A 14,797-nucleotide genomic window follows, 5' to 3' on the forward strand; every position below is an offset into this window, starting at 1 on the left:
AGAACGATGTCTGAATTTCATGCAACAACAATATTTGCGATTCAACATAACGGTAAAGCTGCGATGGCAGGTGACGGTCAGGTAACTTTTGGGAATGCTGTTGTTATGAAACATACGGCTAAAAAGGTAAGAAAGCTTTTTAATGGTAAAGTAATTGCTGGTTTTGCAGGGTCTGTAGCTGATGCATTCACACTATTTGAGTTATTTGAAAATAGACTTGAAGAGTATAATGGAAACTTGCAAAGAGCTGCTGTTGAGCTAGCAAAGGAATGGCGTAGCGATAAAGTGCTACGAAGACTCGAAGCTATGCTGATTGTTATGGATGAAAATGATCTTCTTTTAGTTTCAGGAACAGGTGAAGTGATTGAACCGGATGATGGGATCTTAGCAATTGGTTCAGGTGGTAATTATGCGTTGTCAGCTGGTCGTGCATTGAAAAGATTTTCAGGTGACTCATTATCTGCAAAAGAAATTGCTGAGGGTGCTTTAACAATTGCAGGAGAAATTTGTGTTTATACCAATCTAAATATTATTGTCGAAGAACTTTAATAAGGGAGGCAAATAGTATGAATAAACAGTTAACCCCTAAAGAAATTGTTGAGCGATTAGATCAATATATTATAGGACAAAAGGATGCAAAAAAAGCGGTAGCAGTAGCCTTAAGAAATCGCTATAGAAGAAGCTTATTAACTGAAAAGCTACGCGAGGAAGTTGTTCCTAAAAACATTCTTATGATTGGACCTACAGGTGTTGGGAAAACTGAGATAGCAAGGAGAATTGCAAAACTTGCGCATGCACCTTTTATTAAAGTTGAAGCAACAAAATTTACTGAAGTCGGCTATGTTGGTAGGGATGTTGAATCAATGGTGCGTGATCTGGTTGAGACTGCCGTTCGATTAGTTAAAGAAGAAAAAATAGCTAACGTTAAAGGCCTTGCTGAGGAAAATGCTAATAAACGTTTAATTGAGCTACTTGTTCCAAGTAAGAAAAAACAATCAGCAGCGAAAAATCCTTTGGAAATGCTTTTTGGGGGAGCGAGTCAACAATCCCAAGATCACGAGGAAAGCTCAACAGAAGAATCTACTCTTCAAGAAAAGCGTCGTAGAATCTCACATCAATTAGCGTTAGGTGAATTAGAAGATCATTATGTTACTGTCGAGGTTGAAGAACAACAAGCATCAATGTTTGATCTACTTCAAGGCTCAGGTATGGAACAAATGGGGATGAACATGCAGGATGCCCTTGGAAGTTTTATGCCTAAGAAAAAGAAAAAGAGAAAGTTAACTGTTAGAGAAGCAAGAAAAGTTTTAACAAATGAAGAAGCTAGTAAACTAATTGATATGGAAGATGTAACACAGGAAGCTATTATACGATCTGAACAAACCGGAATTATTTTCATAGATGAAATCGATAAAATAGCAGGTAAGTCTAAGGGTGGATCTTCAGCAGATGTTTCTAGAGAAGGAGTACAACGTGATATTCTTCCGATTGTTGAAGGATCTACTGTTGTAACGAAATATGGATCAGTCAAGACAGATCATATGTTATTTATTGCTGCTGGTGCCTTTCATATCGCTAAGCCATCTGACCTTATTCCGGAACTACAAGGAAGATTTCCAATTCGTGTAGAATTGACTAAACTTAGTGTAGATGATTTTGTAAAGATCCTTGTAGAGCCTGATAATGCTTTATTAAAACAATATCAAGCGTTAATTGAAACAGAAGGTATACAATTAGAATTTTCTGACGATGCTATTCGTAGGATAGCTGAAGTTGCGTTTGAGGTAAATCAAAATACTGATAATATTGGTGCGAGGAGATTACATACAATTCTTGAACGATTATTAGAAGATTTATCTTTTGAGGCGCCTGATATTAATTTAGAAAAGATTGACATTACGCCACAGTATGTCGAAGACAAACTTGGAAAAATATCTAAAAACAAAGATTTAAGCCAATTTATATTATAAAAAAATTACAATTTCATATGTTTACAGGAGGAACCAATAAATGGCTCTATTACAGAAAACACGTAAAATTAATGCAATGCTTCAAAGAGCAGCAGGGAAACCAGTTAACTTCAAAGAAATGGCTGAAAAGCTAAGTGAAGTGATTGAAGCAAATATCTTTGTTGTAAGCAGAAGAGGAAAATTACTGGGCTTTGCAGTTAATCAGCTTATTGAAAACGAGAGAATGAAAAAAATGCTTGAAGACCGTCAGTTTCCTGAAGGTTATACAAACAATCTTTTTAACATAACAGAAACATCTTCAAACATTGATGTTTATAGTGAATATACTGCATTTCCAGTTGAAAATCGTGAATTATTTAAAAACGGCTTAACAACTATCGTACCGATCATTGGTGGTGGAGAGCGTCTAGGAACATTAATTTTAGCAAGAGTACAAGAACAATTTGAAGATGAAGATCTAATTCTTGCTGAATATGGAGCTACTGTTGTAGGTATGGAGATTCTGCGTGAAAAAGCTGAAGAAATCGAAGAAGAAGCACGAAGCAAAGCGGTTGTACAAATGGCTATCAGTTCATTATCATACAGTGAATTAGAAGCAATTGAACATATATTTGAAGAATTAAGCGGAAATGAAGGACTTTTAGTTGCTAGTAAAATAGCTGATCGTGTAGGGATTACAAGATCTGTTATTGTAAATGCACTTCGTAAGCTCGAGAGTGCAGGTGTTATTGAATCCCGTTCTTTAGGGATGAAAGGAACATATATAAAAGTTCTAAATGCTAAATTCTTAGTTGAATTAGAGAAATTAAAAACAAATTAATAAAAAAGGCACTTTGAGGATTTTATCCTTAAAGTGCCTTTTTGTGTTTTTGTAAACCTTTTTTAATTTATTCATCTTACTCTAATCTGTTATTTACCTTTTGTTAATAGTTATTTACCTTTTGTTAATAGTTCGCTTTGTGAATAATTATACAGGTTATGTACTGAAATTGGAAAAAATAATATGTAGGGAATTGTCGAATTATATGTTACGTTATTTATGTGCCAGTAACACCTCATTATTAAGATACTGTTAGGCTTTCGCTCATATAATGCGAATAGTTCAATAGTCCTCATTTTAAATTAGATAGAAAATCCGACTTTTTTTTACAAAACCTTAATAGACTTTAAGACTAATATTTCATACAATGAGTAAGAAGAAAACACATATTTCGACATTATACGATACGTATGTACTTTACATTTTGTGAGGGGATATTATGAAATTATTTTCAAATACAATAAATAGTTTAGAAAACGCACTTTCTCATTCAACTGCTAAGCAAAAGGTAATCTCTAATAACATTGCCAATGTTGATACCCCGAATTATAAATCTCAAGAGGTTCGGTTTAATACTGCATTATCAAATGAAATGCAAAAGCTTCAGGCTACAAAGACAAACGCCAAACACATTGAATTTGGTGGTTCAGATACGTCAAACTATAGAATCGTTTCAAGAAATAATACAAATTATCAACATAATGGAAATAACGTTGATATTGATCAAGAAATGACAGAGATGGCAAAAAATCAAATTCAATATAATGCGCTCATTGAAAGAATAAGTGGGAAATTTAACTCACTTAAAACAGTGATTAAAGGTGGCAATTAAATATGTCTATTTTTCATTCAATAAACACATCTGGTTCAGCATTAACTGCTCAGCGGGTTAGAATGGACGTTATTTCTTCGAATATGGCTAATATGGACACAACCAGAGGGGAATTCATTGATGGTGAGTGGCAACCATATCGCAGAAAAATGGTTGTCACTCAGCCCCAAGGAAATAGTTTTTCCTCTTTTCTTAATAAGGCAATGGGCTCATCAACAAAAGCTGATGGGGTAAAAGTAACGGAAATTGTCGAAGATGATACTCCGTTTGAATTAGTCTATGACCCTGAGCATCCAGACGCTAATGATGAAGGCTATGTCGCGATGCCGAATGTTGACCCTTTAAAGGAAATGGTTGATCTTATTAGTAGCACTCGATCATATGAAGCAAATGTTACTGCAATGAATGCTTCTAAAGGAATGCTGATGAAAGCATTAGAAATTGGGAAATAGGTGATTAGAAATGATTAATAGAATAAGTCCATTTCAAGTAACAACAACTCAGCCTGTTCAACCAAAGGCTACAAATATAACAAATATCCAGAACGAAAATAAAATTAGTTTTGCAGAAACGTTAAAACAATCTATTAATGAGATCAATAAAGCACAACTAGAATCAGATAAAATGACAGAGGCTCTTGCAAGCGGCAAAAATGTGGAACTTCATGATGTCATGATTGCATCCCAGAAATCAAGTATTACGCTTCTAACAGCTATAGAAGTCAGAAATAAAGCGATTGAAGCATATCAAGAAATGATGAGAATGCAGGTTTAGTAGATTAGAGGAACCGTTCTACTTATATTAGAGCGGTTCTGACTACGAAATGCAGAAAGTCATTGTGACCGGGGGATTTTATGGAATGAACGAAAAAATGATGAATACAAAAGATAAACTAACTGGGTTATGGCAAGAAAGAAGTAAAGGACAAAAAACCCTTATTATAACAGGTACCATTCTATTTTTTGTTATAGCAGGGCTATTGACTTATTTTGTGTCAAAACCTAATTTAGTTCCTCTTTATTCTAATCTTTCTCCTGCTGAAACAGGTCAAATTAAAGAAACACTTGATGCGAAGGGTGTTCAGTCCGAAATCTCAAATAATGGTTCAACGATTATGGTACCAAAAGAGATGGTGGACACATTGATGGTTGAACTAGCAGCTGAAGGTGTTCCAAATACGGGAACAATTGACTATTCCTATTTTGGTAAGGATTCTGGATTTGGAATGACGGATAAAGAGTTTGATGTGATAAAACTTAAGGCTACTCAAACAGAACTTTCGAACTTAATGAAGGGGATAGACGGAGTTAATAATGCAAATGTCATGATTAATCTTCCAGCAGAATCTGTTTTTGTAGGTGATCAAACTGAAGGTTCATCTGCTTCAGTTGTTTTAAATTTAAAACCTGGAGCTCAATTAGATCAAGAAAAAGTTAATGCACTTTTCCACTTAGTGTCAAAAAGTGTTCCAAATCTTTCTACAGATAATATCGTCATTATGGATCAAAACTTTAACTATTATGATCTAAATAATGGTCAAAACTCTTCACCAGGTACAAGCTATGCTTCTCAGCAAGAAATTAAAGCTCAAATTGAACAAGATATTCAACGAGATGTTCAAAAGTTATTGGGTACGATGATGGGGCAAGACAAAGTTGTTGTTGCTGTAACAACAGATATTGACTTCACTCAAGAAAATCGTGAAGAAAATCTTGTATCTCCGGTAGTTGAAGGTACTGATGAAGGAATTGCGGTCAGTGTTGAAAGAATTACAGAAGCCTACACGGGAGATGGAGCAGCGGCTGGTGGAGTGAATGGAGTTGGAGAGAACGATATTCCAGCTTATGAAGCAACAGCCGGAGGCGCTGGTAACGGAGATTATGAACGTATTGAAGAAAGAGTAAATAATGAAGTAAATCGTATTAATAAACAGATTGTAGAAAGTCCATATAAAATACGTGACTTAGGAATTCAAGTGATGGTTGAACCACCAGATCCAGAAAATCTGGATTCATTTTCACCTGAACGCGAAGAAGATATTCAACAAATATTATCAACAATTGTAAGAACATCAATTAATAAAGAAGCTGATGCAGAGCCTTTAACGCAAGAGCAACTTGAAGAAAAAGTAGTCGTTTCTGTACAACCGTTCGATGGTAAGCAGCAACTTGCAGAAGCTGAAGCTACTCCAGTTATTCCAATTTGGATGTACATTGTAGGAGGAGTATTACTATTAGCAATCATTGTTCTTATCATTCTACTAGTTAGAAAGAAAAAGCAAGAAAATGAAGAGCTTGAAGAAGAAGAAGAAGACCTACAGGATGGACCCACATTTGATATACAAGATATCAACAACAACGAAATTGAAACAGAAACTACAGTTCGTAAAAAGCAGCTAGAAAAAATGGCGAAAGAAAAACCAGAAGATTTTGCAAAACTGTTACGAACTTGGATTTCTGAGGAATAGGAGGTTAACTGATGGCTAGGAAAGATAATAACACATTAACAGGTAAACAGAAGGCTGCCATTCTTTTAATCTCTTTAGGACCAGAAGTATCAGCATCTGTATATAAACATTTGTCTGAAGAAGAAATCGAAAAATTAACATTAGAGATTTCAGGTGTACGAAAGGTCGATTCCGAAAAGAAAGAAGAAATTATTGAGGAATTTCATGATATTGCAATGGCACAAGATTTTATCACCCAAGGTGGTATTGCTTACGCAAAAGAGGTACTTGAAAAGGCATTAGGTGAGGATAAAGCAACTAGCATTATCCATCGACTAACATCTTCCTTACAAGTGAAACCATTTGACTTTGCAAGAAAGGCAGATCCATCACAGATTTTAAACTTTATTCAAAATGAGCATCCTCAGACAATTGCCCTGATTCTTTCTTATTTAGAACCGACTCAATCAGGACAAATTTTATCTGAGCTTCCACAAGAACTGCAAGCTGATGTTGCGCGAAGAATTGCTGTAATGGATAGAACAGCTCCTGAAATAATTAATGAGGTTGAACAGATACTTGAACGCAAGCTTTCATCAACAGTTACTCAAGACTTTACACAAACTGGTGGAATTGAGGCAGTTGTTGAAGTATTAAATGGAGTGGATCGAACAACAGAAAGAACCATCCTTGATTCACTTGAGATTCAGGATCCTGTATTGGCTGAAGAAATTAAAAAGAGAATGTTTGTCTTTGAAGACATTGTTACACTTGATAATCGTGCAATACAGCGTGTGATTAGAGATGTAGAAAACGATGATTTAATGCTTTCACTTAAAGTTGCTAGTGAAGAAGTTAGAGATGTTGTCTTTAAGAATATGTCTAAACGAATGGTTGATACGTTCAAAGAAGAAATGGAATTTATGGGACCAGTTAGACTTCGTGATGTAGAAGAGGCACAATCAAGAATTGTTGGAGTTATTAGAAGGCTTGAAGAAGCTGGTGAAATTGTCATTGCCCGTGGTGGAGGAGATGATATTATTGTCTAGGCTTATTAAGTCTCAATTCACTAATCATCATGATGACAAAAAAACGATAGCAGTCCAGCAACTTCAGTTATTCATGCAAGATAAAGTAACTCAAGATGACCCTGAGTTATTAAAAGAATCTTCATATATTATCCAAACAGCAAGAGTAGAAGCAGAGAAGATCATCCAATCTGCACATGAAGAGTCATCTAGAATAAAGCAGCAAATAGATGGTGAAAGAAATGAATGGCATCAAGAACGTGAACAATTAGTAGAACAGGCCATGCAAGAGGGGCATGCAGAAGGTTTGGAACTGGGAAGACAAGAAGCACTAAGACAATATCATGCTCATATAGAAGAGTCGAAAAGAATGATCGATATGGCAAAGCATGATTATGATGAAGTTATTCAATCTGCTGAAAATACAATCTTAGAACTATCGATAAAAGTAGCAGAAAAAATTATTAGTTCTAAACTTGTTGATTCACAGGAGAATTTTCTTCCTTTAGTAAAAAAGGGGCTTCTTGAAGTAAAAGAATATGAAAATATTAAAATACATGTTCATCCTTGTTACTACGAATTAGTGTTAAGTCAAAAAGATGAATTAAAAACATTGGTGACAAATGACACAGACTTATATGTTTATGCTAATGCAGAATTAAATGAGCAGGATTGCTTTATCGAATCTGCTTTTGGGCGAATTGATCTAAGTATTGATACTCAATTAGAGCAATTAAAAAAGCAATTACTAGATTTACTTGATGAGAGGTGATTTCCAATTGAGAGCAGTCGATCTGATTCATACAATTGACAGTTTAGATTCCTATAAGCGTTATGGAAAAGTAAAAAGGGTAGTCGGGTTGATGATTGAATCAAGAGGACCTGAAAGCTCAATTGGTGACCTTTGTTATATTTATACCGGATCATCTAAGAAAACAAAAATTCCGGCAGAGGTTGTTGGCTTTAAAGATGAAAATGTTCTGTTAATGCCATATTTGCAAGTGACGCATATATCACCTGGAAGTATTGTTGAAGCAACGGATGAACCTTTAACAGTAAAAGTCGGCATGGGTTTGATAGGACAAGTAGTCGATGCTTTTGGATTACCTTTAAATGAATCCAATCTTCCAAAGGGCCTAGCAAGTGTACCAACTGATCAATCTCCTCCCAATCCAATGAAGCGTCCACCCATCCATGAGAAAATGGAAGTTGGAGTCCGTGTTATTGATAGCTTGTTAACGGTTGGAAAAGGTCAGCGTGTAGGTATTTTTGCTGGTAGTGGTGTTGGTAAAAGTACATTAATGGGTATGATTGCTCGAAACACAAATGCAGATTTAAATGTGATCGCGCTCATAGGTGAACGTGGACGTGAGGTAAGAGAGTTTATTGATAAAGATCTTGGACCTGAAGGATTAAAAAGATCAATTGTTGTTGTTGCCACTTCAGATCAGCCGGCTCTTATGAGGATGAAGGCGGCGTATACCGCAACTGCTATTGCTGAGTATTTTCGTGATAAAGGGTTAAATGTCATGTTTATGATGGACTCTGTTACGCGTGTGGCAATGGCACAGCGTGAAATCGGACTTGCAGTAGGGGAACCACCAACAACAAAAGGATATACCCCATCGGTTTTTGCCATTTTGCCTAAACTATTGGAACGAACTGGTACAAATGAGCAAGGAACAATCACTGCTTTTTATACAGTTCTTGTTGATGGTGATGATTTAAATGAACCAATCTCAGATACTGTTCGAGGTATATTAGATGGTCATATTGTATTGGACCGACAACTCGCAAATAAAGGACAATTCCCAGCAATTAATGTTCTGAAAAGCATTAGTCGTGTTATGAATCAAATCGTTGATTCAGGACACAAAAGTTCAGCATCAAAACTACGTGATCTCCTTTCAACCTATTTGAATTCCGAAGATTTAATTAATATCGGGGCTTATAAAAGAAGTTCTTCACGGGAAATTGATGAAGCAATTAAATTTTATCCGAAAATTATTTCGTTTTTAAAGCAAAATGTTGAAGATAAAGTAACAATTGAACAAAGTATTCTTTCACTTAATCAGTTAATCGAAAAAGGTGATTTTTAATGGTAAATCCATTTCGATTCCAAAAAATAATGGATGTTAAAGAAAATGAAAAAGAACAATCACTAGCTGAGTATAATCAATCCGTAAATGATTTTGAGGATGTAGCGAACAAATTATACGATTCTTTGAAACAAAAAGAAGTGTTAGAGGAAACAACTCTTGCGCGATTAAATAGTGGAATGTCTGTTCAGGAAATTAGACATTATCAACAATTTGTTAGCAATATCGAAAAAACAATTACTCATTATCAAAAACTGGTTCAGTTAACAAGAAACAGAATGAATGAAAAACAGATAAAGCTTATGCAGAAAAATATTGAAGTGAAAAAATACGAAAAGCTGAAAGAAAAACAGCTGGAACAGTATATTTTGGCAACAAAACATTCTGAAAACAAGCAAATGGATGATCTTTCTATCCAATCTTATATGTATCGTGGAAGTTAGGTGAAGCCAAAGTGGAAACTGAAACTGAAAAACAAGAATTCGGTAAATTTCAATGGTTTTTCTTTGTTATATTTATTCCGATGATTTTCACTTTAACGTTAGTCGGTGTTATTTTATCCGTAGCAGGCTTTGATGTACTAGGAAAAGCCAAATCAACATTAAAGGAAATACCTGTCGTTGAAAAATTATTCAAAGAAGAAGAAGAAACACCCGCTACTTCTCAAGTTATGAAAGAAGAAGCTCAGAAAAAAGAAATAAAGAAGCTTGAAGAAACGGTTGAGGAACAATCAGTGATGATTACCGCTCTTGAAAAGGATTTAACGAATAAAGAAAAAGAAGTTCAAACCCTCACACAAGAAATAAGCTCATTGGAAAAACAACTTGAAGAAATTAAAAATACAGAAGCAGAAACAAACAATCAAAAAAAGGATATTTCTAGCTTATACGACAATATGAGCAGTAAGAAAGCAGCGGAGATTATTCCAAATTTATCTCAAGAAGATGCTTTGTTAATTCTTACTTCATTAGATGATAAGCAAGTTGCTGATATATTAGCAAAAATGACCGTTGAAGATGCAGTGAAATATACCGGGTTATTGTCTTCTAACGAAGAGTAGAAGGGAGGTGGAAATGTGAAAATCGCAAATTTGTTTGATATTCAAAGCTTTTCACAAAAAAGGACGAATCAGAGCAGTACTGGAAGTAGCTTTAAAGATATTATAGGTTCTGTACAACAACAATCTCGACATGAACAGCCAACTGCTGTAACCCCTAAACAAGATGTACAACAAAAGGAGTTATTAACAGAAGTTAAGAATGAGATAAAAGAAATTCTAGGGAATCAGCTAAGTAAAGACTCAACCACTAACGATCTATCTGAAGAAGATCTTTCAAGTATACAAACAAGTATGAATGAGCTGTTAAATGAGTTTACTTCATTAGAAGACTTACTAAACTCAACAGATAAACTTCCTTTTGGGATTAGTGTCTTAGCCTTAGCTATAAAAATAGAAGATATCGCTAAAACGGACGGTTCCGTTGGCATGTCTAATATAATGGAAAAGCTACATGCACTATTAGAAAGTGAGTTCCCAAGCTTTTCTCCAGCGGATGACCTTAACGTCGATGATATGTTTTTTGCACTAGAAAATATGAGTAAGGAAGATAAAGCTTTATTGGAAGGTCAAATGATTATTAGCAAAGCAAGTGAACAAGTTTTAGATGATTTACGCTATTATAGTAAACTCCTAAGCTTAATGGAAAACCCTTCCGAAGCAAATTATGCCAAAAATTTTCTTAAAGACTCTCTATTAGCTGATTCTGATGTAGCTGATCACTTAAAACAGATACTCACATCAGATGATTTATCTAAAGTTAAAGAACTACTGACAAAGCTAATGACTGTAGTCGATTCAGCAGAAAATACGGATCAAAATAATTCATTTAATAAAGAGTTAGTTGCTAGTCAACATAACTCAGGTCTTTCATTAAATTCAGTTTCTGTTCCAGAAGAAACCTTTACAATTCAATTAGACAAATTCGTACAAAAAGATCAGTTTATGACCGTTGCTGAAAATAAAAATACAAATATATTAACTTCGACTAAAGAAGAATTCACAAATAAAATGATCGAGTTGCTGAAAAATAGTAGACTCTCTCAATTTAACAATGGTACAAGCCGTTTAGTTATAAATTTGACTCCAGAGCATCTTGGGTCCATTACAATCAGAATTGTTCAACAGCAGAATGGTGAAATGGTTGCGAAAATCATTGCTGCCACACAATCAGCAAAAGAATTGTTAGAACATAGTGGATCTCAGCTAAGGCAGGCATTACCAAATGTAAATATAGAGTTTGAGAGATTTGAAGTTTTTACTGATGATTCCTCTAAATTCCTAAGAGAAAATAAAGACCCTAAACAAGGAAAAGAACAAAACAATCAAAATGCAAATTCCGATCAAGAAGAACAAAATAATGTGAACTTTAAAGATTCACTAAATGATGCATTAAACATTTCAATTTAAGGAGGCTGCTTATGTCTGTATCTATAGATCCGAGCTTATTATTGTCGAACAATACAAAAACTCGTAATTCTGGATCCAATCTTGGAAAAGATGAATTTTTAAAAATACTTATGACACAACTTCAAAACCAAGATCCATTAAATCCGATGGAAGATAAAGAATTTATTTCACAGATGGCTAACTTTTCATCACTTGAACAGATTACCAACATGAATTCCTTAATGCAAAAGTTTTTAGATACACAAAAAACAACCGATTCTATTTTAAAATATTCAGAGATGATTGGTAAATCTATTGAATGGTCAGATTCAGGTGCTGAAGAGGCTGTACAAACTGGAGTTGTAAAAGCAATCAAACAAAAAAACAATAGCATAATTCTTGAACTTGATAATGGGAAAGAAATTACGAGTGATTTAGTAACAAAAATCAGCCAGCCTGAGTAAGGGGGTGTGTTGATGATGACGTTACCTATTAATCCTGTTACTTCACAAACATTAGATGCAATGAAATCCAGAACTAATGTTTTAAAATCTCAAACTTCATTTAAAGAAGTTCTTAGTGAGTTGCAAAACCCAACTTTAAAGATTAGTAAACATGCACAAGAAAGAATTCAGCAAAGAGATATACATATCTCTGATAATGATTGGAATTTGATCGAGGAAAAAGTGCAGGAGGCAAGCTATAAAGGTGTGACGGATTCACTCGTTATCTTGCAGGATGCTGCTCTTATCGTTAGTGCAAAAAACAAAACAGTTGTTACGGCAATGAATATTGAAGAAGCGAAATCTCAAATTTTTACCAATATAAATGGAACAATTATTATGGATTAAAAGCTGGCCCTGCTAGAGGAAGCTTATGTTGTGGATCGACTGAAACAACAAAATCCAAAAAATGAGGAGAGAAAACTAAATGTTACGTTCAATGTACTCAGGTATCAGTGGTATGAAAAACTTTCAAATGAAGCTAGATGTTATCGGAAATAACATCGCAAACGTTAATACTTATGGTTATAAAAAATCACGTACAACATTTAAAGATTTAATCAGTCAGCAGATCTCAGGTGCAGGTGCAGCAAACGGTGCCCGTGGTGGAACAAACGCACAGCAAGTTGGTTTAGGTACACAGACTTCATCTATTGACGTAATTCATACAACAGGTGCGACACAAACAACAGCTAGAACACTTGATTTGGCATTATCAGGTGATGGGTTCTTTCCTGTCGCTACGATTTCTGACTTAGCTCGTGTTGGTGTTGACCGTGGAAATCAAATGGGGAACAACAAAATTACTGGAGCTATTGACCGTGCGATGAATCTTAGTTATACAAGAGCTGGAAACTTTTATATGGATGATAGAGGGTATTTAGTTACTTCTGATGGATTATTTTTAGTTGGAGAAACTGGTGAAAAAACACTTCCAACAAATGCAGCTTTTACTAAATCAAATGCAGCTTTGACTGCCATAAATAGTTTTGAAGGTTCATACAAAAAAGTTTTAGATGCTGTGAAAGTTCTCGAAAGCAAATCAAACACTCTTTTATCAGCTTACAATGAATATGAAGATGCTTTAGCGACAGGAAATAGTACCAAAATTACCTCTGCTGAAACTGCAGCGAAGAATGCACTAAAGGATTTCACCGATTTTGTTGAAGGTAAAGCAGGTAGTAGCTATGCTGGTGCAGGCTATAATATTGCTGCCGATCAATTCAATAAACCATCTACTACTTCAGGTGCAGTAAAAGACTTAAATGATAAGATAACTGCGTATAATGGGCAAGATCCAGTGTCAGATATCATTACACCTGTGAGTACTAATGTTGAATCTCTTACTAATACTGAATACCCAACGGCAGATCCAACAGCTACAAGTGTCACATCTGATATTAGTAAGATAAAAGCACTATTAGATAAAATAACTGATTCAAAAGTTGACCTAGACCAAGTCGCACAATCTGTTGTAACATTTGAAAACTCAGCTGAAAACCTTATAACTCCGAAATGGTCAGACGCCTTAAGTGGAGAAGCGGGCCTAATCCAAATCCCACTTGACGCGCAAAGCTTCTCAATTGGTCCAGACGGAACTGTTACATTTGTTAACAGTAGCGGTCAATTAAATGTAGCCGGTCAAATCCGCCTAGCAAACTTTGCTAACGCAGGTGGTCTTGAAAAGGCTGGCGGAAACTTATTCAGAGAATCTTCTAACTCAGGGAAAGTTGATAAAAATGCTAATGGAATTCAATTAGACGAGCTTTTCGCACCAGGTACTAACGGAGTTGCTTCTATTGTAGCCGGTGCACTTGAAATGTCAAATGTTGACTTATCAGAAGAATTTACTGAAATGATCGTAGCTCAACGTGGGTTCCAATCAAATACAAAAATAATTACAACTTCAGACGAAATACTACAAGAACTAGTGAACCTAAAACGTTAATAAGGGGGGAAGGGGCTGATATATAGCTCGGCTACTCAGCTCCTGTAAATATGATTCAAGTTACTAGGTTGAATGGTAAATCATTTACCTTGAATGCATTATATATTGAGGTAATTGAATCATTTCCTGACACAACAATTACTCTAACAAATGGTCACAAATATGTTGTGAAGGAGAATGAACAAGAGGTTCGATCAAAGATCTCTTCCTTCTATAGAAATATAAATGTATTGTCGCTGAGAAAAGACTCGGAGGTCTTGGGAGATGAATAAGAAGCTTTTAACGATAATGCTTGTCATTATAAGTTCTATAACATTGATTGGGGTTACAGCCTTAGTTGTTGTTACAAAATTTCTTGGAGATGAAGATGAGCATAAAGCACCTCCAATTAAAGAGGTGGTTGAGGCATCTGTAGACATACCGGAAATAACCACAAATTTATCCAGTGGAAATATAGTACGATTATCATTTAAAATTGAAACAGACTCAAAGAAGGCCATGGAAGAATTGACGCAACGTGAGTTTCAAGTTCGTGATATTATCATTTCTGAATTGGCTAATATGAACGCGGATCAGCTTGATGGTGCTGAAGGTATGAATAAACTAAAAGAAACAATTACAGTTAAAGTAAACGAGTTGATGCAAGAAGGCAAGGTCAATAAGGTTTATACCACTTCCTATATCCTTCAATAGAAAATACTGACA

At 35.1% G+C, this 14,797-nt stretch carries 18 protein-coding genes; all 18 read left to right on the forward strand.

Features of this window, described 5'->3' with window-relative positions; genetic code table 11:
* Nucleotides 1-6: 6 nt before the first annotated feature.
* The 18 genes from hslV to fliL all read left to right on the forward strand — a co-directional run bounded on the left by hslV (nt 7) and on the right by fliL (nt 14,785).
* Complete coding sequence (gene hslV, locus D9842_RS04095) at nt 7-549, forward strand: ATP-dependent protease subunit HslV (RefSeq protein ID WP_098796284.1); 543 nt, start codon at nt 7-9, stop codon at nt 547-549.
* Between the two features lie 17 nt (nt 550-566).
* Entirely contained in the window at nt 567-1,970 is a 1,404-nt protein-coding gene (hslU, locus tag D9842_RS04100) for an ATP-dependent protease ATPase subunit HslU (RefSeq protein WP_121661400.1), read from the forward strand.
* Nucleotides 1,971-2,010: 40 nt separating this feature from the next.
* Nucleotides 2,011-2,790, forward strand: a complete 780-nt coding sequence (gene codY, locus D9842_RS04105) for a GTP-sensing pleiotropic transcriptional regulator CodY (RefSeq protein WP_098796286.1) — start codon at nt 2,011-2,013, stop codon at nt 2,788-2,790.
* A 439-nt stretch (nt 2,791-3,229) separates the two neighbouring features.
* Nucleotides 3,230-3,622, forward strand: coding sequence for a flagellar basal body rod protein FlgB (gene flgB / locus D9842_RS04110; RefSeq protein ID WP_121661401.1), 393 nt, complete (start codon nt 3,230-3,232; stop codon nt 3,620-3,622).
* A gap of 2 nt (nt 3,623-3,624) precedes the next feature.
* On the forward strand, nt 3,625-4,074 hold the full coding sequence (gene flgC / locus D9842_RS04115) for a flagellar basal body rod protein FlgC (protein ID WP_121661402.1): 450 nt from the start codon (nt 3,625-3,627) through the stop codon (nt 4,072-4,074).
* A 10-nt stretch (nt 4,075-4,084) separates the two neighbouring features.
* Nucleotides 4,085-4,396, forward strand: coding sequence for a flagellar hook-basal body complex protein FliE (gene fliE, locus D9842_RS04120; RefSeq protein WP_121661403.1), 312 nt, complete (start codon nt 4,085-4,087; stop codon nt 4,394-4,396).
* An 85-nt stretch (nt 4,397-4,481) separates the two neighbouring features.
* On the forward strand, nt 4,482-6,089 hold the full coding sequence (gene fliF / locus D9842_RS04125; protein ID WP_121661404.1) for a flagellar basal-body MS-ring/collar protein FliF: 1,608 nt from the start codon (nt 4,482-4,484) through the stop codon (nt 6,087-6,089).
* A gap of 11 nt (nt 6,090-6,100) precedes the next feature.
* Nucleotides 6,101-7,117: a flagellar motor switch protein FliG gene (gene fliG, locus D9842_RS04130; protein WP_121661405.1), complete on the forward strand. Its 1,017-nt coding sequence runs from the start codon at nt 6,101-6,103 to the stop codon at nt 7,115-7,117.
* Nucleotides 7,110-7,868, forward strand: a complete 759-nt coding sequence (gene fliH / locus D9842_RS04135; protein WP_162987288.1) for a flagellar assembly protein FliH — start codon at nt 7,110-7,112, stop codon at nt 7,866-7,868. Before fliG ends, fliH begins: the two co-directional genes overlap by 8 nt.
* Before the next feature lie 7 nt (nt 7,869-7,875).
* Nucleotides 7,876-9,195, forward strand: a complete 1,320-nt coding sequence (gene fliI / locus D9842_RS04140) for a flagellar protein export ATPase FliI (protein ID WP_121661407.1) — start codon at nt 7,876-7,878, stop codon at nt 9,193-9,195.
* Nucleotides 9,195-9,638 carry a flagellar export protein FliJ gene (fliJ, locus tag D9842_RS04145; RefSeq protein WP_121661408.1) on the forward strand — a complete coding sequence of 148 codons (444 nt, stop codon included), beginning with the start codon at nt 9,195-9,197 and terminating at the stop codon, nt 9,636-9,638. The genes fliI and fliJ overlap by 1 nt, the downstream gene beginning before the upstream one ends.
* Before the next feature lie 11 nt (nt 9,639-9,649).
* A complete protein-coding gene (locus D9842_RS04150) occupies nt 9,650-10,255 on the forward strand; it encodes a MotE family protein (RefSeq protein ID WP_121661409.1) in 606 nt (201 codons plus the stop codon).
* Between the two features lie 15 nt (nt 10,256-10,270).
* Nucleotides 10,271-11,662, forward strand: coding sequence for a flagellar hook-length control protein FliK (locus D9842_RS04155; protein WP_121661410.1), 1,392 nt, complete (start codon nt 10,271-10,273; stop codon nt 11,660-11,662).
* Nucleotides 11,663-11,673: 11 nt separating this feature from the next.
* The gene (flgD, locus tag D9842_RS04160; RefSeq protein ID WP_121661411.1) at nt 11,674-12,105 is read left to right on the forward strand and encodes a flagellar hook assembly protein FlgD; all 432 of its coding nucleotides are present in this window, start codon (nt 11,674-11,676) and stop codon (nt 12,103-12,105) included.
* Between the two features lie 12 nt (nt 12,106-12,117).
* Entirely contained in the window at nt 12,118-12,492 is a 375-nt protein-coding gene (locus D9842_RS04165) for a TIGR02530 family flagellar biosynthesis protein (RefSeq protein WP_373995090.1), read from the forward strand.
* A gap of 79 nt (nt 12,493-12,571) precedes the next feature.
* Nucleotides 12,572-14,092 (forward strand): flagellar hook-basal body complex protein, encoded by a 1,521-nt coding sequence (locus D9842_RS04170; RefSeq protein WP_121661412.1) that lies wholly within the window; start codon nt 12,572-12,574, stop codon nt 14,090-14,092.
* 50 nt (nt 14,093-14,142) lie between these two features.
* Entirely contained in the window at nt 14,143-14,364 is a 222-nt protein-coding gene (locus D9842_RS04175) for a flagellar FlbD family protein (protein WP_121661413.1), read from the forward strand.
* Nucleotides 14,357-14,785 (forward strand): flagellar basal body-associated protein FliL, encoded by a 429-nt coding sequence (fliL, locus tag D9842_RS04180; protein WP_121661414.1) that lies wholly within the window; start codon nt 14,357-14,359, stop codon nt 14,783-14,785. The genes D9842_RS04175 and fliL overlap by 8 nt, the downstream gene beginning before the upstream one ends.
* The last annotated feature ends 12 nt before the right edge of the window (nt 14,786-14,797 follow it).

Source organism: Metabacillus litoralis (assembly GCF_003667825.1).
GTDB lineage: Bacteria > Bacillota > Bacilli > Bacillales > Bacillaceae > Metabacillus > Metabacillus litoralis_B.